Genomic DNA, 21,181 nt, shown 5'->3' on the forward strand with positions numbered 1-21,181 from the left:
ATAAATCATATTTTAAACTAGGTTTATGAAAAAAATAAAATTACTTTTTAGTATAATATTGCTTACTACAATTAGTACTATTTATGGTCAACAAGATCCGCAGTATACGCAATACATGTACAACATGAATATTTTAAATCCTGCGTACGCCGGTTCTAAAGGAGTAGGTAGTATAGGAATTTTAGGTAGATCACAATGGGTTGGTGTAGAAGGTTCTCCGCAAACATTTACAGTTTCTGCAGATACTCCATTAGGAAATAATCTAGGATTAGGATTTTCTATTATTCATGATGAAATAGGTCCTGTGAAAGAAGATAATATCTATTTTGATGTTTCTTTTACAATTAGAACATCCGAAGAAGGTAGACTTGCTTTTGGTATAAAAGGTGGAGCCACTTTTTTAAATGTTAGAGAATTAAGATTGGGTGAACCCGCGGACCCATTAAATACTCCTGTAAACCAAGCTTCTCCAAATTTCGGAGCAGGTTTATATTATTATTCAGATAAGTTTTATGTAGGTCTTTCTGTGCCAAATTTCTTAGAAACAATTCATTTAGAAAAAGGAAATGGAATTGTAAGTACTGCATCAGAGAAAATGCATTACTTTTTAACTTCTGGTTATGTGTTTGATATTTCAAATAATTTAAAACTTAAACCATCAGCAATGTTAAAGGGGGGTGCAGGTGCACCATTATCTGTAGATATATCTGCAAACTTGCTAGTAGATAATAAATTTGAAATTGGTTTGTCTCATAGATTAGATGATTCTATAAGTGGTATTTTAGGTTTTAATGTTAATCAAGATTTTAGAATTGGTTATGCATACGATCATACAATTACCCGTTTTGGAAACTTTAATTCTGGTAGTCATGAAATAATGTTGTTATTTAATTTTAATAGAAGAAACATTAAGAGTCCTAGATTCTTTTAAAAAAATAAATATGAAAAAAATTACCTTTATACTTTTAGCTTTATTTGTTGGTGTAACTAATGCACAACAATTTAACTATACAATTAAAAGACTAGATGTTAACACTAAATATTCGGATTTTGGTGTTGCATATTATGGTGATAAAGAAGCTGTATTTGCATCTAGTAGAAGTCCTAAATCTGTAAAAACAGGTTTGTGGGCAAATAATAGACAGCCCTTTTTAGAATTATACAAAGGAACTGTTTTAGAAAATGGTGAAATTGAAAATGTAAAACGATTTTCAAAAAAAATAAGTACAAAATATCATGAGTCTAATGTGGCGTTTACAAAAGATTTAAAAACAGTTTATTTTTCAAGAAATAATTATATCAAGAAAAAACTTAGAAATGATTATGAAGGAATGAACTTAATACAAATGTACAGAGCTACAATAGGCGAGAATGGGGAATGGACAAACATAATACCAATGCCGTTTAATGATAATAATTATCAAACTGGGCATCCTGTTTTAAATAAAGACGAAACCAAATTGTACTTTACCTCGGATATGCCAGGATCTATAGGTAGTACAGATATTTTTGTTGTAGATGTTTTTAAAGATGGTACTTATGGGCAACCAGTTAATTTAGGTGAAAGAGTAAATACTGTAGGCAAAGAAATGTTTCCTTACATAGATAATAATGATGTTTTATACTTTTCATCAAACGGTTATAGAGAAGGTAAAGGAGGATTAGATATTTATGCTGTAAAATTATCTGATTCTAACAATAAAATGAAAGCTACAAATTTAGGGTATCCTATTAATTCTAATTACGATGACTTTAGTTTAGTTTTTAGAAATGGTAAAAGAGAAGGTCATTTTTCTTCTAATAGAAAAAGAGGAGCAGGTGATGATGATATTTATTATTTTAAAGAAATAGCACCGGTAAGAGTAGAATGTGATCAAGTTGTAAATGGTGTAGTTAAAGAACGTGTAACAGAAGCATTATTACCAGGAGCAAAAGTAGATTTGTATAATTCTAAAGGAGAAATTATAGACTCTGTTATCGCAGATAGCAATGCAAGGTTTAAATTTAAAGTAGATTGTAAAGAATCTTATAAAGTAGTTGGTAGTAAATTCGATTACACAGAAGATTCAGAGGAGTTTACAACAAATTTAGATGAAGATTTAAATTTAACCTTAGGCTTAAATTTAATTGAAAGTGAATTCGTAAGAGTAAGAGGATTATTAATGGTAGATATAAATCCTATTTATTTTGATTTAGATAAATCTTTTATAAGACCAGACGCAGCAATAGAAATAGAAAAGGTTGTTAGAATTATGAGAAAGTATCCAGAATTAAAAGTTAAGTTAGCATCTCATACAGATAGTCGAGCGCCAGATGCTTACAATTTATCATTATCTAAAAGAAGAGCAAAATCTACTTTAGATTGGTTAATTGGTCGTGGTGTAAAAGCAACAAGAATAGAAGCAGATGGTTACGGCGAAACTCAATTAGTTAATAAATGTGCCAATAATGTAGAGTGTTCAGAGGCAGCTCATCAATTAAATAGAAGAACAGAATTTATTATTTTAAATCCAGAAGCAATTCGTTAAAAATTCAAAATAATTAATAGATTAAAAAGTCTAACTGTAAAAGGTTAGACTTTTTTGTTTGATAAAACCAAGACGTAATATAAATTGTATTTTTACACTATGGATTTGTTTTCTTCAGAAAAAATAAAAAATATTTTGCCATTTGATGGTATCACAAATTATCACGGAGTAGTTTTAAATTTAAACGATTGTCGTTTTTATTATGAAAAGTTGATGAATTCTATAAACTGGAAAAATGATGAAGCTATTATTTTTGGTAAAAAAATAATAACCAAAAGAAAAGTTGCTTGGTATGGCGAATCAGAATTTTCTTATAAATATTCTGGTGTTACAAAAACAGCAAATATTTTTACCAAAGAGTTACTAGAATTAAAATCAATAATAGAAAAAGAAACACAAGAAACATATAATTCTTGTTTATTAAATTTATATCATTCTGGTGAAGAAGGTATGGCATACCATTCCGACGGAGAAAAAATGCTCAAAAAAAACGGAGCAATAGCTTCATTATCTTTAGGTGCTGCAAGAAAATTTTCTTTTAAACATAAAGAAAATAAACAAAGAATAGACATTGTTTTAGAGAACGGAAGTTTATTAGTTATGAAATCTGGTACGCAAACAAACTGGTTACACAGGTTGCCACCAACAAAAAAAGTAAAAACACCTCGAATTAATTTAACTTTTAGAACAATAGAATTGTAATCTTATCTTTACTTTTGCAAAAAAAAATTTTCATTGGAAACTAACAAGCAGCAAACTATAAATCTTAATAAATATATAAGCTCATCTGGTATTTGTTCTAGAAGAGAAGCAGAAAGATTTATAAACGAAGGCAGAGTTACCATTAATGGTAAACCAACACAACTAGGTAACAGAGTTGGTAAAAAAGATGTTGTAAAGTTAGATGGTAGATTAGTTAAACCTAAAAGAACAACACTTTATATCGCTCTAAATAAACCTGTAGGTATAGTTTCTACAACAGATGGTAGAGAAAAAGCAAATATTGTAAAACATATAAATCATCCAGAAAGATTATTTCCTATTGGTCGTTTAGACAAACCATCCGAAGGATTAATATTTTTAACTAACGATGGCGATATTGTAAATAAAATTTTACGCGCAGGTAACAATCACGAAAAAGAGTATTTTGTAACCGTTAACAAATCTGTTACACCAGAGTTTGTAGATAAAATGAGTAACGGAATACCAATTTTAGGCACAGTTACAAAAAAATGTAAAGTAGAAAAAGTAAGCGAAAAAGTCTTTAAAATAATACTAACACAAGGTTTAAATAGACAAATTCGTAGAATGTGCGAGTATTTAGATTACGAAGTTACCAAGTTAAAAAGAACCCGAATTATGAATGTAGAATTGGGTTTTTTACAAACAGGAGATTGGCGAGAGCTTACCCAAGAAGAAATGCAACAAATAAATAAAATGATTGCAACATCATCTAAAACCGAAGAAGCATCAGTTGTAAAAGAAGCGCCAAAAGCTAAAAAAGCAAAAAGAAAAGAAGTACCAACCAAAAATAGTTTTAATAAAAAAAGCGCATCATTTAGAAAATCATCACCAAAAAATAAAAGGAAGAATACAAGTTTTTCATCCAAAAGAAAAAGAAGATAATTTTTTGGGCGTTACTTTGTTCTAAAAGCATTTAGAACTAAAGTCAGGCTTTACGCTACAATCTTTTTTTCGTTCCTCAAAAAAGTATTTCCACTGCAATCCTTAACGCATATTTTGCGAACTAATAGCAAAATAGAATATAAATTTTAATTAAGAAACTTACAATTCTTAAATAATAGTATCTTTGCCGATAATGAAATTTGACTTAAAAATTACCGACCCAAAAAGCAAGGCAAGAGCAGGAGTAATAACTACTGATCACGGAGAAATAGAAACGCCTATTTTTATGCCTGTGGGAACTGTTGGAACCGTAAAAGGAGTTCATCAAACAGAATTAAAAAACGAAATAAATCCTGATATTATATTAGGTAACACATATCATTTATATTTAAGACCTGGTTTAGATATTTTAGAAAAAGCAGGTGGTTTGCACAAGTTTATGAACTGGGATAGAAATATCTTAACAGATTCTGGTGGTTACCAAGTGTATTCTTTGTCTGGTAGAAGAAAAATTAACGAAGAAGGTGTAAAGTTTAAGAGTCATATAGATGGTTCTATGCATCATTTTACACCAGAAAATGTTATGGAAACACAACGAACTATTGGTGCAGATATTATAATGGCTTTTGATGAGTGTACACCGTATCCTTGTGATTATAATTATGCAAAAAGATCGATGCATATGACGCATAGGTGGTTAAACAGATGTATAAATCACTTAGATAAATTACCGTATAAATATGGTTTCGAACAAACTTTTATGCCAATTGTACAAGGTAGTACGTACAAAGATTTAAGAAAACAATCTGCAGAATATATTGCAAATGCAGGTCAACAAGCAAATGCAATTGGTGGTTTATCTGTAGGTGAACCTGCCGAAGAAATGTATGCAATGACAGAAGTTGTAACAGAAATTTTACCAGAAGATAAGCCACGTTATTTAATGGGTGTTGGTACGCCAATTAATATTTTAGAAAATATAGCTTTAGGTATCGATATGTTCGATTGTGTTATGCCTACTAGAAATGCTAGAAATGGTATGTTATTTACTGCTTATGGTTCTATAAATATTAAGAATAAAAAGTGGGAAGACGATTTTTCTCCGATAGATGAAATGGGAATTACTTGGGTAGATACAATGTACTCTAAAGCATATTTACGTCATTTATTTGCTGCAAAAGAAATGTTAGGTAAACAAATTGCTTCTATACATAATTTAGGATTTTATGTTTGGTTAACAAGAGAGGCAAGAAAACATATTTTAGCAGGAGATTTTAGAGAGTGGAAAGATAAAATGGTAAAACAAATGGACAATAGATTGTAAAATTACAAGTTCTTATTAAGAACTTAAATCTAAAAAATTAATTATTTATTCTTTTGAAAATAATAGATTGGTACATATTAAAAAGGTTTTTAGTAACATTTTTGTTTACATTATTAATCTTAATTCCGATAGCGATAGCTATTGATGTTTCTGAGAAAATAGACAATTTTTTAGAACATCCAGATTTAGGATTCAATGAGATTTTAAATGATTACTACTTAAATTTTACAATTTATTATACCAATACTTTTATGCCTTTGGCATTGTTTATTGCTGTAATTTTATTTACTTCAAAATTATCTAATAACACAGAAATTATAGCAATTACAAATGCTAAAGTTTCTTTTACTCGTTTTTTATATCCATATTTTATAGGCGCCACTTTAATCACTATTTTATCGTTGGCTATGAATCATTATGTGGTGCCAACAAGTAGTAAAACAAGAAAAGCTTTCGAAAAAAAATATATCAATAACTCAAAACAAATTAATGAGTTAAAATATGTATCAGATTTTAGTTTACAATTAACAGATAGCACGTATATATTTATAAGAACGTTTAATACAGAAAATAATATAGGTTACGATTTTAACTCAGAAACTTATGATGGGTTAAAATTAAAGTCAAAATTATCTGCAAACAGATTAAAATATAATGTAAAAGATTCAACCTTTACAATTAGTACCTGGAAAAAAAGATTGATTTATAAAGACAGAGATAGTATTTTTTCTGGTAATAAGATAGATACAGTTTTTAGTTTTACACCAAGAGATTTAATCTATAAATCTGCTTTTGCACAAGAAATGCCATCTAACGAATTGATGAAATTTATAGATATTTCTAAAAAAAGAGGTGTTAAAAACCTTAATGCCTATTTAGTTGAACTTTATAAAAGAACTAGTTTACCTGTAGCTTCCTATATTTTAACCATCATTGCAGTTGCTTTGGCTTTTAGAAAAAGAAGAGGTGGTACAGGCGTTAACTTAGCAATAGGAGTTGGTATTATGTTTTTGTATGTGTTTTTTATGAAAGTAGGTGAAGTATTAGGCTCTGTTGCCGGAGTAAATTCTATCACTTATGTATGGATTCCTAATATACTATTTGGTGCAGTTGCTGTTTATTTATACTTAAATGCAAGAAAGTAAATTAAAAAACTATTTATTACTACACCTCATTGTCTTTATTTGGGGGTTTACCGCAATTTTAGGTGCGCTAATAACTATTGATGCAATTCCTTTGGTTTGGTATAGAATGTTATTGGCGGTAATTTTTATTGTAATTTATTTTCTTTGGAAGAAAAAATCATTCAGAGTCAATAAAAAAGGGCTTTTAAAATTTTTATTTACAGGAATTGTAATTGCCTTACATTGGGTGTTTTTTTTCAAAGCTATAAAAGTTTCTAATGTATCTGTTGCACTGGTAACCATGAGTACAGGTGCATTTTTTGCATCATTAATAGAACCTATATTTTTTAGGAGAAAAATAAATACTTTAGAGATTTTTTTAGGATTATTAGTTATAGGTGGGTTGTATATTATATTCAATTTCGAAAGTCAATATAAATTAGGTATTATTTACGCGTTAATTGCCTCTTTTTTAAGTGCGCTATTTGCTGTTTTAAACGGTTTGTACATTAAAAAATACACTGCGGATGTTATATCGTTCTACCAATTATTTTTTGGCGTTGCTTTTATTACTGTATACTTATTAATTACTAACGGATTTTCTATTGCCTTTTTTCAAATTGAAACTTCAGACTGGTTGTACCTTTTAATTTTAAGCAGTATTTGCACCGCTTATGCTTTTATTGCTTCTGTTGAAGTAATGAAATATCTCTCTCCTTATACTGTAATGCTTACAATAAATTTAGAACCTATTTATGCAATTATTTTAGCATTAATAATTTTTGGTGATAAAGAGCAAATGAGTAACACTTTTTATTTAGGAGCTTTTATAGTCTTGTTTGTAGTATTATTAAATGGTATTTTAAAAAATAGAAAGACATTAAAAGATAAGATTCAGCAAAAACTGAAAAAGAAAAAAGTAATTTAATTTAGCCTTAAAAAGTAAATTTTATAGTATGTTTGTTCTTACAAATAACTAAAATCAAATCACTAGAAATGGAATATTTAGAATTTGAAATGCCAATAAAAGAACTTCAAGATCAACTGCAAAAATGTCAGATTATTGGTGAAGAAAGTGAGGTAGATGTAACTGCTACTTGTAAAAAAATTGAAAAGAAACTAGCAGATGCTAGAAAAAATATATACAAAAACTTAACGCCTTGGCAGCGAGTACAATTATCTAGACACCCAAACAGACCTTATACTTTAGATTATATTAAGGCAATTTGTGGTGATACTTTTATGGAACTTCATGGAGATAGAAGTGTAGGTGATGATAAAGCGATGATTGGTGGATTGGGTAAAATAGGAGATCAATCTTTTATGTTTATTGGTCAGCAAAAAGGTTTCAACACAAAAACACGTCAGTATAGAAATTTTGGAATGGCTAATCCAGAAGGATATAGAAAAGCTTTACGTTTAATGCGAATGGCAGAGAAATTTGGTATTCCTGTAGTAACACTTTTAGATACTCCTGGTGCATACCCTGGTTTAGAAGCGGAAGAACGCGGACAAGGGGAAGCTATTGCTAGAAACATTTTTGAAATGACAATTCTTAAAACACCAATTATAACAGTTGTTATTGGTGAAGGAGCTTCTGGTGGGGCTTTAGGAATTGGTGTTGGAGATAGAGTTTATATGATGGAGAACACTTGGTATACGGTAATTTCTCCGGAATCTTGTTCTTCTATCTTGTGGAGAAGTTGGGAGTTTAAAGAACAAGCTGCAGAAGCTTTAAAACTTACCGGTAACGACATGAAGAAAATGAAATTGATAGACGGAATTATCAAAGAGCCAATTGGTGGTGCACATTCTGATAGAGAAGGGGCTTTTGCTGCTGTTCAAAGTCAAATACTAGCTGCTTTTGATGAATTGAAAGATTTATCTGATGAAGATTTAGTCGAAAAAAGAATGGATAAATATGCAAACATGGGTGTTTACAAAGAGTAAATATCTATTTAAATAAAATAAAAAAAGCGAAATTCAAATTTGAATTTCGCTTTTTTTATTTTCTAATATTTTTTAAATACCTAAAGAAGTAAATAATTCTTTTAATCTTGGTTCTGATGGTCTAGGTGCATCAGAATTTACAATTTTACCTTGAGGATCTATTAATATAAATCTAGGAATCGAATTTATCTGATATTCTTGCTGAAAAGATATGTCTTTACCTGCCCAAAGTTGCACACCAGATAACTGTTTTGCTTTTACAAAATCTTTCCATTTCTTTTCTGCTGCTTCCCAAGATCCGCCACTTCTTCTGTATTCATCCGTAGAAATACTTACAAATTCTATATTTTTACCGTGATATTCTTTTTCTAAAGATTTTAGATAAGGAATTTGTTGAATACAAGGTCCGCACCAAGTAGCCCAAACATCTATATAAACAAATTTTCCTTTAAAAGAGTCTAAAGATTTTTTACCGCCTTTGTAATCTGCATAATCAACAAATTTTGGTGAAATAGTTCCTTTAGCCATAGCTTTGTTTTTTTCATAAGCTTGGTTAAAATAAGTAATCATTTGATTGGTTTGACTATCTACCATTTTTACCAATGTAGTATCTATGTCTTTATAAGAGTTTAAAATACTATCGTAATTAGATTTAATTGAAGCTATTTTGTTTTTAAAATCATTTTCATTTAATTCTAATAGTAACGTAGGATTTCCAATTTTTTGACTTTCTGTAATCTGAGCTAAAATAAAATTACTATTATCTGCACCTTGTCCAGAGAACTTAAAACTAGACATAAAATTTTCAGAGTCTCCATTTAACTTAATATCAAATCCGTTTTTTAAATAAATAGGAGCTCTTTTTGCAGGACTAGTACTAAGAGTGTACACTGCAGCGTTTTCTATATTTAAAGTATCTTTAAAAGTACCATCGTTATTAATTGTAATGCTTTTTACGGGGCCTTGTTGACCTGTAATTGTTAAAATAGAATCTTTATTGTTTTCTAACTTTCCAGAAAGCGTTAAATAATCTTTAGAATGTTCTTTAGTACAAGAAGCAAGTGCAAAAACAGCGATGATTATGATGCTAATTTTTTTCATTTATTATAAATATTTATTTGAAACAAATATATAAATTTAATCAGAGGATAGTGTCTTTCGATATTTAACTTTTCTGTTAAAAATATAGAAATTCACAGTGTTTTTGTAGTTTGATGTAAAAAAAAATCTCAAACGTTAGTTTGAGATTTTTTAATTTATGATTCTGTTTCAGATTCTTGTTCTGGTTCTATTTTTCCTTTTTGTATCTTGATATTTAATTTGTTTTCTTTTTCGTCAAGATCCATAGAAATTGTATCTCCTTCATTTAGTTTAGAATTTACAATTTCTTCGGCTAAAGCATCTTCGATATATTTCTGAATAGCTCTTTTAAGCGGTCTAGCACCATACTTCTTATCAAAACCTTTGTCAGCAATATAATCTTTTGCTTTTTCGCTTAATTGTAATGTATAACCTAAATCTGATATTCTACGTAATAATTTATCTAATTCGATATCTATAATCGAGTGTATATCTTCTCTTTCTAGAGCATTAAATACAATTACATCATCTATTCTATTTAAAAACTCTGGTGCAAAAGATTTCTTTAAAGCACCCTCAATTACAGATTTTGCATGTGCATCTGCTTGTTCTTTTTTAGAAGAAGTGCCAAAACCTACTCCGCCACCAAAATCTTTTAATTGTCTAGCACCAATGTTAGAAGTCATAATGATGATTGTATTTCTAAAATCAATTTTTCTTCCTAAACTATCAGTAATATAACCGTCATCTAAAATTTGAAGTAACATGTTAAACACATCTGGATGTGCTTTTTCAATTTCATCTAAAAGAACAACAGAATAAGGTTTTCTTCTAACTTTTTCTGTTAATTGACCACCCTCTTCATAACCAACATATCCCGGAGGTGCACCAATTAAACGAGAAATAGCAAATTTTTCCATGTACTCACTCATGTCAATTCTAATTAAAGAATCATCAGAATCAAATAACTCTTTTGCTAAAACTTTTGCTAATTGCGTTTTACCAACACCAGTTTGTCCTAAGAAAATAAAAGAACCAATTGGTTTGTTAGGATCTTTTAATCCAACTCTATTTCTTTGAATTGCTTTAACAACTTTAGATACAGCAATATCTTGCCCAATTACCTTACCTTTTATAAGTTGAGGTAATTCGTTTAATTTATGTGTTTCTGCTTCTGCAACTCTATTTACAGGTATGCCTGTCATCATAGAAACAACTTCTGCAACATTATCTTCGGTTACAATTTCTCTATTTAATTTTGAGTCATCTTCCCATTGTTTTTGAGCAGAATCTAAAGCAGCCTCTATATTCTTTTCATCATCTCTTAATTTTGCAGCCTCTTCATATTTCTGTCCGTTTACAGCTTTAGTTTTTCTTTCTCTAATAAGCTCTAACTTGGTTTCTAACTCTAAAATTTGTTGCGGAACAACAATATTAGTGATGTGAATTCTAGATCCAGCTTCATCTAAAGCATCAATAGCTTTGTCTGGCAAATATCTATCAGTCATATATCTGTTAGTTAATTTTACACAAGCCTCTAAAGCTTCATCTGTATAATTTACATGATGATGTTCTTCGTACTTCGTTTTTATGTTGTGTAAAATCTGTATTGTTTCTTCTACGGATGTTGGGTCTACAATTACCTTTTGAAAACGACGTTCTAATGCGCCATCTTTTTCGATATTTGTTCTATACTCATCTAAAGTAGTAGCACCAATACATTGTATTTCTCCACGAGCCAATGCTGGCTTTAACATATTAGAGGCGTCTAACGATCCTGTAGCACCACCTGCGCCAACTATTGTATGAATTTCGTCTATAAAAAGAATAATGTCATCATTCTTTTCTAGTTCGTTCATTAGAGCTTTCATACGTTCTTCAAACTGACCACGATATTTTGTGCCCGCAACCAAACTTGCTAAATCTAAAGAAACCAAACGCTTGTCAAATAAAATTCTAGAAACTTTTCTTTCTACAATTCTTAAAGCTAAACCTTCTGCAATGGCAGATTTACCAACACCAGGTTCTCCAATAAGCATTGGGTTGTTTTTCTTTCTTCTACTTAGTATTTGAGAAACTCTTTCAATTTCTTTTTGTCTACCAACAACAGGGTCTAACTTTCCTTTTTCTGCTAAATCTGTTAAATCTCTACCAAAATTATCTAAAACTGGTGTTTTTGATTTTTTAACATTTTTTCCTTTTTGAGGTTGATCAAAAGGATTTTGTTTTTCAGAAGCAAATTCATCATCAGATGGTGTTTCTGCTATCGGATTGTTAGGTAGATCTTCATCATCTACATGCAGTTGTTTATATAAAGCTTTCGCTTCATCGTAATTAACGTGGTATTTCTGAATCAACTTAGTAGTTGGGTCATTTTCGTTTCTTAAAATACATAAAAGTAAATGTGCAGTATCTATAGATTCGCTTTGATATAGCTTTGCTTCTAAAAAAGTTGTTTTTAGAGCTTTTTCTGCTTGTCTAGTTAAATGTAAACTTTGTTTCTCAGAAGTTTCTGCAAAAGTAGGATCAACTGGGTTTAGTTGTTCTAACTTTTTACGCAATAAAATAGTATCTACATCAAATGCAGTTAAAATTTCCATTGCTTTTCCTTCTCCTTTTCTTATTAAACCTAATAACAAATGTTCTGTTCCAATAAATTCATGCCCTAATCTTAGCGCTTCTTGTTTACTGAATGCTATTACATCTCTTACCTTCGGTGAAAAATTATCGTCCATATATTATTGTCTATTGATGTAAATTTAGTCCTTTTTTTTCTTAAAAATTACAAAAAATATGCCAACTCTTAAAAACTGACAGTTTGACTTTAAAAATAATGCAGAAAATAGTTGAAAATCAAGGAAGTAAAAAGCGCTAATAAATTATTAATAAATGTTGATAACTCTGTCGAATTCATAAGTCTTAAATCTTTGTAAATAGTAATAGAAATAGTATCTTGCCTTGTTTTAAAAAAAGGAATAATTATTAATAGAAAATATATATGGCAGACGGAGAAAAGTTAATTCCGATTAACATTGAAGAGCAGATGAAATCTGCATACATCGATTACTCGATGTCAGTTATTGTTTCAAGAGCATTACCAGATGTAAGAGATGGTTTAAAGCCAGTGCATAGAAGGGTTTTGTATGGTATGCATGAACTAGGAATTAAAGCAACAGGGGCTTATAAGAAATCAGCAAGAATTGTTGGGGAAGTATTAGGTAAATATCACCCACACGGTGATACATCTGTATATGATTCTATGGTGAGAATGGCGCAAGATTGGAGTGTGCGTTATATGATGGTAGATGGGCAAGGTAACTTTGGTTCTGTTGATGGAGATTCTCCGGCAGCAATGCGTTATACAGAGGTTAGAATGCAAAAAATATCAGAAGAAATGTTAGCTGATATTGAAAAAGACACTGTAGATCATCAATTAAATTTTGATGATACTTTACAAGAACCTACTGTTTTACCAACGCGAATTCCTAATTTATTAGTAAACGGTGCTTCTGGTATTGCTGTAGGTATGGCAACAAATATGGCGCCACACAACTTAACAGAAGTAATTAACGGTACTGTAGCTTATATTGATAATAGAGATATCGAGATAGACGAGTTAATGCAGCATATTACTGCGCCAGATTTTCCTACAGGTGGTATTATTTATGGTTATGATGGTGTAAGAGATGCTTTTCATACAGGTAGAGGTCGTATAGTAATGCGTGCTAAAGCTGTTATAGAAGAAGTAAAAGGACGTGAATGTATTATTGTTACCGAGATTCCTTATCAAGTTAACAAAGCAGACATGATTAAGAAAACTGCTGATTTAGTAAACGAAAAGAAATTAGAAGGTATTGCTAATATTCGTGACGAATCAGATAGAAATGGTATGCGAATTGTTTATGTCTTAAAACGTGATGCCATTCCTAACATCGTCTTAAATAAATTATTTAAATACACACAGCTTCAAACTTCTTTTAGTGTAAACAATATTGCATTGGTAAAAGGAAGACCAGAGCAATTAAATTTAAAGCAATTAATACATTATTTTGTAGAGCATAGGCATGAAGTAATTGTACGTAGAACAGAGTTTTTACTTAAAAAAGCAGAGGCTAGAGCACATATTTTAGAAGGATTAATAATTGCTTCGGATAATATTGACGAAGTAATAAAAATTATTAGAGCTTCTAGTAATGCAGATCAAGCTAGAGAAAGTTTAATTGAAAGATTTGAATTGACAGAGATTCAAGCCAAGGCAATTGTAGAAATGCGATTACGTCAATTAACAGGTCTAGAACAAGATAAGTTACGTGCAGAGTATGATGAAATCATGTTAACTATTACAGATTTAAAAGATATTCTTGCAAACGAACCAAGACGTTATCAGATAATTAAAGACGAGCTTCTTTTAATAAAAGATAAATATGGTGATGAGCGTAGATCTATCATCGAGTATGCTGGTGGAGATATGAAAATTGAAGACATGATACCAAATACAAAGGTTGTTGTTACAATTTCTAATGCTGGTTATTTAAAAAGAACAAACTTAGAAGAATATAAAGTTCAGAATAGAGGAGGTAGAGGTCAAAAAGGAGCAACTACAAGAAATGAAGATTTCTTAGAACATTTATTTGTAGGTACAAACCACCAATATATGATGTTCTTTACTCAAAAAGGTAAAGTCTTTTGGATGCGTGTTTATGAGATTCCAGAAGGTGGTAAAAACACAAAAGGTAGAGCGATGCAAAACCTTATTAATATCGAACAAGACGATAAGGTTAAAGCGTTCTTAGTTACTCAAGATTTAAAAGACGAAGAGTATATTAATAGTCATTATGTCATAATGGCAACTAAAAAAGGTCAGGTTAAGAAAACATCATTAGAACAATATTCTAGACCAAGAACTAACGGTATTAATGCAATTACTATTAAAGAAGGTGATGAGTTATTGGAGGCTAAATTAACTACGGGAGATAGCCAAGTTATGTTAGCATTAAAATCTGGAAAGTCAATCCGTTTTGAAGAAGCTAAAACTCGTCCGATGGGAAGAACAGCTTCTGGTGTAAGAGGTATTACACTTCAACATGAAAATGATGAAGTAGTAGGTATGGTTGCTGTAAACGATATGGAAAGTAATATACTTGTTGTTTCTGAAAAAGGATATGGAAAGCGTTCTAAATTAGATGACTATAGAGTTACAAATAGAGGAGGTAAAGGTGTTAAAACTTTAAATATTTCTGAAAAAACAGGAGATTTAGTTGCAATTAAAAACGTAGACGATTCTAACGATTTAATGATTATTAATAAATCTGGTTTAACCATAAGAATGGCTGTAGAAGATTTAAGAGTTATGGGACGTGCAACGCAAGGTGTTCGTTTAATTAATATTAAAGATTCTGATAGCATTGCAGCAGTTGCTAAAGTTGCTCATGATGAAGAAGTAGACGAAGAAGAAAATGCCGAAGAAATAAAAAATGGCACGGAAATTGAAAATGATTCAAGTGAAAATCAAGAATAATTATAAATTTAATATCAGTAAAATGAAAAAACAAATATTAGCGTTAACTGTAGGTTTCTTATCAATGGCTTCTTTTGCGCAAAAAAGCGAATTGAAAACAGCTGAAAAAGCAATTAAGAAACAAGATTATACTACAGCTTTGTCAGCTATAGCTCCTTTAGCATCTATGGAAGCAACAATGGAAGCTAAATATAAAGCAAAATATTATTATTTAAATGGTCAAGCATTGGCTGGTAAAAATGATTATAAAGGTGCCGCAGATGCATTTAATACTTTATTTAAATATGAAAAAGAAATTGGTAAGCAGAGATATACAAAAGAAGCGCAACCAATGTTAAATGAATTAATTCAAAAAGCATCTAATTTAGCTATTAAACAATATAATAGTAAAGATTATAAGCAAGCAACAGGTAATTTCTATTTAACATATCTTTTAAGTCCTAAAGACACAAGTTTTTTATATAATGCAGCTATTAGTGCTTCATTATCAAAAGACTATGATGTTTCTTTAAAGCATTACAGAGAGTTAAAAGAAATTGGTTATACAGGTATCACAACTCAATACTTAGCAACAAACAAAGAAACAGGAGCTGTAGAAAACTTAGGAACTAAGACTAATAGAGATACTATGGTTAAGTTAGGTCAATATTCTAACCCTACAGTAAAAGTTTCTGATTCTAAGCAAGCTGAGATTGTTAAAAATATTGGATATATTTTAGTGAATCAAGGTAAGACGGATGAAGCTATTGTAGCTTTACAAGAAGCTAGAAAAGCAAATCCGAAAGATGTTAATTTAATTCTAAACGAAGCGCAATTATATATTAAATTAGAAAAAATGGATAAGTTTGGTGCTTTAATGGAAGAAGCAGTAAAGTTAGACCCAACAAACCCAACGTTATTTTTTAATTTAGGTGTTGTTAATGCTAATCAAAACAAAAGTGAAGAAGCAATTAAATATTATGAAAAAGCAATCGAGTTAAAACCAGATTACGGAGATGCTTACATGAATTTAGCTGTAGCAATATTAAGTGGAGAAAAAGCAATTGTTGATGAAATGAATGAAAATTTATCTAACTTTAAGAAGTACGATGAATTACAAGAAAAGCAAAAAGTATTATACAGAAAAGCATTACCTTATTTAGTAAAAGCAGATAATATTGAAAGATCTGAAGGTACTGTTAAAACTTTATTGAATATCTACGATACTTTAGAAATGACTACTGAAGCAGATGCTTTAAGACCAATTTATAAAAAAATGAGAGGTCAGTAATAGATCTTAAGATTGATGAAAAAAAATCCGAAACTTTAAAGTTTCGGATTTTTTTTATATCATTTTTTTAATAACTCTTAACTTGTGAGTATGCTTTTGTAAATCAGCATTAAAAATACCACTATGATCTAAAGTATCTATGCGAACCTTACCATGAGCATGAATAATGTTATAGTCATTTAAAACAATTCCAACATGAATAATTTCGCCTTCTTCATTATCAAAAAAAGCTAAATCACCAGGTTCGCTTTCTTCTATAAAACTTAATACTTCACCTTGTTTAGCTTGTTCTTTAGCATCTCTAGGTAATTTATATCCAGAAAGTTTGTAAACCATTTGTGTAAAACCAGAACAATCTATCCCAAACGGAGTTTTTCCTCCCCACAAATAAGGACTATTTAGATAGGTAAAAGCAATCTTTAAGATTTCTGGCTTAGATAGTTTTTTATCAAAAACAGTGTTCTCATATTTATAATTATAAGAACCTAATCTTAAGTTTCCAATACTAAATTTAGGTAATTGAGAACCTATTGCAATTGTTGTTAAATCGTTATTTTCTGATGTAACAAAATCTAAAATTTCTCCAGAAAAAGTTAACGTAGCATTCTCTATAGAATTATAAAAGTCTTCTGTAATTTCTAGGTATTGTTTGTTATCTATGTAACCTTCAAAATTATCGAAACTAATACGAATTTTACTCCAGTTTTTAGTTTTTTCAATAATTTGAAAATGTTCACCAAAAAGAATCTGACTAATCATTTCAGATTTGTCAGATTCTTCTGCCCTAACGGGTACAATACTTAAATTACAGATGCCAAATAGCATAAATTGCTTATTATTTATTTAAGATTATAATCTTTCAATTACCATAGCACTGGCACCACCACCACCATTACAAATAGCTGCAGCACCAATTTTTGCATCATTTTGCTTTAAAATAGAAGTCAATGCAATTACAATTCTTGCACCAGAAACACCTAACGGATGTCCTAATGAAACTGCACCACCGTTAACATTTACATTTTTATCAGAAATATTTAAAATTTTCATGTTAGCTAAACCAACAATAGAAAAAGCTTCGTTTAATTCAAAATAGTCCACATCATCAATAGAGATGTTTGCTTTAGCTAATGCTTTTGGTAGCGCTTTTGCAGGTGCAGTTGTAAACCATTTTGGCTCATGTGCAGCATCTGCATAACTTTTTATTTTTGCAAGCGGTGTAATGTTTAGTTCTTTTGCTTTTTCTGCAGACATTAAAACCAATGCAGCTCCACCGTCATTAATAGTAGAAGCATTTGCGGCAGTTACAGTTCCTTCTTTTGTAAAAGCAGGTCTTAAAGCAGGAATTTTTTCCATTTTAACGTTCTTGTATTCTTCATCTTCAGAAAAGATTACAGGTTCTCCACGTCTTTGAGGAATTTCAACAGGCACAATTTCATCAGAAAATTTACCTTCGCTCCATGCTTTTGCAGAACGCTCGTAAGATTGTATTGCAAATGTATCTTGGTCTTCTCTAGAGAAATCATATTCAGTTGCACATTCATCAGCACAAACTCCCATGGCTACTTTGCCATAAGCATCTACCAAACCATCTTTTTGCATTCCGTCTTCCATAGTTATTGGCCCGAATTTAGAACCTTTTCTAGCGTGTTGGTAATGCGGAATAGAACTCATGTTTTCCATACCACCAGCAACAACAACATCTGCATCTCCTAAAGCAATTGTTTGAGCTGCTAACATAATAGATTTCATACCAGAAGCACAAACTTTATTAACAGTTGTACAAGGTACAGATTCTGGTATACCAGCGTAAATGGCTGCTTGTCTTGCAGGTGCTTGTCCTAAACCTGCAGAAACAACATTACCCATAAAAACTTCTTCTACCAATTCTGGCGATAAGTTTATTTTATTTAAAGCGCCTTTAATTGCAACAGCACCTAATTTTGTTGCAGGCACAGAAGATAAACTTCCCATAAAGCTACCAATTGGTGTTCTGGCTACAGATACAATTACTACTTCTTTCATATGATAATTTGAGTTTATTTTAATATAAGATTGTCTGCTAAATTAATCTTTTTTAATCAATTTGTAAAGGTTTGTTTCTCTTGAATTTCTAACCTTAATTTTTTTACTGTAAGTTTGTATTTATAAGAAAATAAGCATGAGCAATTTTGTAAATAAACTTTATCAAAACAACACCATAATTTTTAAGGTAATATTGTTTTTAGTAACCACGATAGCTATTGTGTATTTGTTTCCAAAAGGAGGTCAGTTTAAATATGATTTTAGTAACGGGCAATTATGGAGGTATGATAATTTGTATGCTCCTTTTGATTTTGCAATTCAGAAGTCTGAAGAGGAAATTAAAATAGAAAAAAAGCAAATAGACGCAAATGCTAAATTGTATTTTATTGTTGATAAAACAATAGAGAATCAAGTAAAATCTTCCTTTAAAAATAAAGTAAATAGTTTAAGTACTATTGATACTTTATCAGCAGAAAAAACAAAATTATTAAAGAATTTAGGTTTAAAGGTTATTGATGAAATTTATAAAACAGGCTTTTTAGAAGTAGTTAGCCAAGATAGAGTTTCTAATAAAGATGAACTAGTTGCTCTTAGAAATAAGAATGAAGTAAAAGATGTTCCTTTTAAAAATTTGTACAATTCTAATAAAGTCTTAAAATCGATAACAAATGGTTTAGATACTGATTTAAATGAATCTGTAAGAAGTCAAATTTTCACAATTTTATCAGAAATTATAAAACCAAATGTAACTTATGACGCCATTTATACTGATAAAGTTATTGATAACGAAACTAAAAATATTTCTTACACAAAAGGAAAAGTTTCTGCAGGTGAGTTAATTATTTTAAAAGGTGATTTGGTAGAAGGGAAGAAATTAGCAATTTTAAATTCTCTTAAAAGTGAATCTGAATCTAATGTATGGACAGAATCTAATTATAACTGGATTATTTTTGGATACACCATCCTAGTTGCTTTAGCGTTGTTAATGCTATTACTTTTTTTACAAAGAAATAGAATTGAAATATTTAACAACAACAACAAAGTAACATTTATTTTCTTCAATGTTTTTTCAATGATATTTATACAAACATTGGTAATAAATTATAATTCAGATTATTTATATGTTGTTCCTTTAAGTGTTTTACCTATTATTTTAAAAGCTTTTTTTGATGCAAGGTTGGGTTTATTTACACATGTACTAACTGTACTTTTATTGGGGTATGTTGTACCCAATAGTTTCGAATTTATTTATCTACATATAATTGCCGGTATTGTTACTATTTTAAGTGTATCAGAACTTTATAAAAGAGCAAATTTATTTATTTCGGTTGCACAAATAACAGGAATTTATATGATTACTTACTTTGCTTTTTCAATTATAAAAGAAGGAAATGCATCGCAGATTAATCTAGATTATTTCATGCTTTTTGCCGTAAACGGATTGTTATCTTTTTTAGCAATTATTTTAATTTATATTTATGAAAAAGTTTTTGGTTTGGTTTCTGATGTAACTCTTTTAGAGCTTTCTAATACAAACTCTAAATTATTAAGAGAGTTAAATGAAAAAGCTCCAGGAACTTTTCAGCACTCAATGCAAGTTGCTAATTTAGCAGAAGCTGCAGCAAATGAAATTGGAGCAAACTCGATGTTGGTAAGAACCGGTGCGCTGTATCATGATGTAGGTAAAATGGCAAATCCTATGTATTTCATAGAAAACCAAACTACAGGTGTAAATCCTCATCATGAATTATCACCAAGAGATAGTGCAAAAATAATAACAGATCATGTTATTAAAGGAGTTGAAATAGCAAAGAAATACAATTTACCAGATCGAATTATCGATTTTATAAGAACACACCACGGTACAAGTACTACTTATTATTTCTTAATGAAGGAAAGAGAATTGAATCCGGATAGTGAGGTTGATGTTAAAAAATTTCAATATCAGGGTCCAAATCCGTTTTCAAAAGAAACAGCAATATTAATGATGTGTGATGCGGCAGAAGCAGCTTCTAAAAGCTTAAAAACGCCTACAGCGCAATCTATCAGTGATTTAATTGATAAAATCATTGAAAAACAGATGTCAGACAATCAATTTTTAAATTCAGACATTACTTTTAAAGAAATTGAAATTATAAAAAAAGTGATAAAGAAAAAACTGCTAAACATCTATCACTTAAGGGTTGAGTATCCTGATTAAAAAAAAAGATAAAAAAAAGTAGCAAACAACTTGTAAAATTGTAAATCTAGTATTACATTTGCACTCGCAATTTTAAACAACTGCGGATAAGTTCTAAAACAGGAGAGGTGCCAGAGTGGTAATGGAGCAGATTGCTAATCTGTCGACGGGTAACTGTCGCCAGGGTTCGAGTCCCTGTCTCTCCGCAATTTTTGCTTAATTCTCGGGGTGTAGCGTAGCCCGGTCATCGCGCCTCGTTTGGGACGAGGAGGTCGCAGGTTCGAATCCTGCCACCCCGACACTGTTTTCGTAGAAACATAAAAACTACGGGCTCTTAGCTCAGCTGGATAGAGCACCTCCCTTCTAAGGAGGCGGTCGAAGGTTCGAATCCTTCAGGGCTCACTTAAACCATCACAGAAATGTGATGGTTTTTTGTTTATATAAAGTTTTTATAATCTCAATTTTTCTAATTATTTAGAAATCAATAAATAATATTTTAAGGTAATTTTATTTATTAACAATCTCCTTTTATAATTGATAATTGCTTCTTAAAAAGT

15 protein-coding genes and 3 tRNA genes are annotated in these 21,181 nt (G+C 30.2%); 14 read left to right on the forward strand and 4 right to left on the reverse strand.

Annotation, left to right across the window (positions count from 1 at the left end; genetic code table 11):
* Positions 1 to 25 precede the first annotated feature (25 nt).
* The 8 genes from B5464_RS11355 to B5464_RS11390 all read left to right on the forward strand — a co-directional run bounded on the left by B5464_RS11355 (position 26) and on the right by B5464_RS11390 (position 8,552).
* On the forward strand, positions 26 to 931 hold the full coding sequence (locus B5464_RS11355; RefSeq protein WP_079738451.1) for a type IX secretion system membrane protein PorP/SprF: 906 nt from the start codon (positions 26 to 28) through the stop codon (positions 929 to 931).
* A 10-nt stretch (positions 932 to 941) separates the two neighbouring features.
* On the forward strand, positions 942 to 2,528 hold the full coding sequence (locus tag B5464_RS11360) for an OmpA family protein (RefSeq protein ID WP_079738452.1): 1,587 nt from the start codon (positions 942 to 944) through the stop codon (positions 2,526 to 2,528).
* A 99-nt stretch (positions 2,529 to 2,627) separates the two neighbouring features.
* The gene (locus B5464_RS11365; RefSeq protein WP_079738453.1) at positions 2,628 to 3,230 is read left to right on the forward strand and encodes an alpha-ketoglutarate-dependent dioxygenase AlkB; all 603 of its coding nucleotides are present in this window, start codon (positions 2,628 to 2,630) and stop codon (positions 3,228 to 3,230) included.
* A gap of 33 nt (positions 3,231 to 3,263) precedes the next feature.
* Positions 3,264 to 4,154 carry a 23S rRNA pseudouridine(2604) synthase RluF gene (rluF, locus tag B5464_RS11370; RefSeq protein WP_079738454.1) on the forward strand — a complete coding sequence of 297 codons (891 nt, stop codon included), beginning with the start codon at positions 3,264 to 3,266 and terminating at the stop codon, positions 4,152 to 4,154.
* A gap of 193 nt (positions 4,155 to 4,347) precedes the next feature.
* Positions 4,348 to 5,478, forward strand: a complete 1,131-nt coding sequence (gene tgt, locus B5464_RS11375) for a tRNA guanosine(34) transglycosylase Tgt (RefSeq protein WP_077808850.1) — start codon at positions 4,348 to 4,350, stop codon at positions 5,476 to 5,478.
* A 53-nt stretch (positions 5,479 to 5,531) separates the two neighbouring features.
* Positions 5,532 to 6,623, forward strand: a complete 1,092-nt coding sequence (locus B5464_RS11380) for an LptF/LptG family permease (protein ID WP_172830880.1) — start codon at positions 5,532 to 5,534, stop codon at positions 6,621 to 6,623.
* On the forward strand, positions 6,610 to 7,530 hold the full coding sequence (locus B5464_RS11385; protein WP_079738455.1) for a DMT family transporter: 921 nt from the start codon (positions 6,610 to 6,612) through the stop codon (positions 7,528 to 7,530). Before B5464_RS11380 ends, B5464_RS11385 begins: the two co-directional genes overlap by 14 nt.
* 68 nt (positions 7,531 to 7,598) lie before the next feature.
* Entirely contained in the window at positions 7,599 to 8,552 is a 954-nt protein-coding gene (locus B5464_RS11390) for an acetyl-CoA carboxylase carboxyltransferase subunit alpha (RefSeq protein WP_079738456.1), read from the forward strand.
* A 72-nt stretch (positions 8,553 to 8,624) separates the two neighbouring features.
* On the opposite strand, the gene B5464_RS11395 is transcribed toward B5464_RS11390, so the two are convergent.
* Together B5464_RS11395 and B5464_RS11400 are read right to left on the reverse strand one after the other, a co-directional pair.
* Entirely contained in the window at positions 8,625 to 9,653 is a 1,029-nt protein-coding gene (locus B5464_RS11395) for a TlpA disulfide reductase family protein (RefSeq protein WP_079738457.1), read from the reverse strand.
* A 155-nt stretch (positions 9,654 to 9,808) separates the two neighbouring features.
* Positions 9,809 to 12,367 carry an ATP-dependent Clp protease ATP-binding subunit gene (locus B5464_RS11400; protein ID WP_079738458.1) on the reverse strand — a complete coding sequence of 853 codons (2,559 nt, stop codon included), beginning with the start codon at positions 12,365 to 12,367 and terminating at the stop codon, positions 9,809 to 9,811.
* Between the two features lie 263 nt (positions 12,368 to 12,630).
* Here B5464_RS11400 and gyrA point away from each other — a divergent pair, with 263 nt between their 5' ends.
* Together gyrA and B5464_RS11410 are read left to right on the forward strand one after the other, a co-directional pair.
* Positions 12,631 to 15,150, forward strand: coding sequence for a DNA gyrase subunit A (gene gyrA / locus B5464_RS11405; RefSeq protein WP_077808855.1), 2,520 nt, complete (start codon positions 12,631 to 12,633; stop codon positions 15,148 to 15,150).
* A 22-nt stretch (positions 15,151 to 15,172) separates the two neighbouring features.
* A complete protein-coding gene (locus B5464_RS11410) occupies positions 15,173 to 16,420 on the forward strand; it encodes a tetratricopeptide repeat protein (RefSeq protein ID WP_079739017.1) in 1,248 nt (415 codons plus the stop codon).
* Positions 16,421 to 16,474: 54 nt separating this feature from the next.
* On the opposite strand, the gene B5464_RS11415 is transcribed toward B5464_RS11410, so the two are convergent.
* Positions 16,475 to 17,245 (reverse strand): C40 family peptidase, encoded by a 771-nt coding sequence (locus B5464_RS11415; protein WP_079738459.1) that lies wholly within the window; start codon positions 17,243 to 17,245, stop codon positions 16,475 to 16,477.
* Positions 17,246 to 17,269: 24 nt separating this feature from the next.
* A complete protein-coding gene (locus B5464_RS11420; RefSeq protein ID WP_077808857.1) occupies positions 17,270 to 18,445 on the reverse strand; it encodes an acetyl-CoA C-acyltransferase in 1,176 nt (391 codons plus the stop codon).
* 136 nt (positions 18,446 to 18,581) lie between these two features.
* On the opposite strand from B5464_RS11420, the gene B5464_RS11425 reads away from it, so the two are divergent.
* The 4 genes from B5464_RS11425 to B5464_RS11440 all read left to right on the forward strand — a co-directional run bounded on the left by B5464_RS11425 (position 18,582) and on the right by B5464_RS11440 (position 21,026).
* On the forward strand, positions 18,582 to 20,645 hold the full coding sequence (locus tag B5464_RS11425; RefSeq protein ID WP_079738460.1) for an HD family phosphohydrolase: 2,064 nt from the start codon (positions 18,582 to 18,584) through the stop codon (positions 20,643 to 20,645).
* 101 nt (positions 20,646 to 20,746) lie between these two features.
* Positions 20,747 to 20,830: transfer RNA gene (locus B5464_RS11430), tRNA-Ser, on the forward strand.
* A gap of 18 nt (positions 20,831 to 20,848) precedes the next feature.
* Positions 20,849 to 20,923 (forward strand) — tRNA-Pro (locus B5464_RS11435).
* 29 nt (positions 20,924 to 20,952) lie between these two features.
* A tRNA-Arg gene (locus B5464_RS11440) sits at positions 20,953 to 21,026 on the forward strand.
* Positions 21,027 to 21,181: the final 155 nt, after the last annotated feature.

This window comes from Polaribacter sp. KT 15, assembly GCF_900143115.1.
Lineage (GTDB): Bacteria > Bacteroidota > Bacteroidia > Flavobacteriales > Flavobacteriaceae > Polaribacter > Polaribacter marinaquae.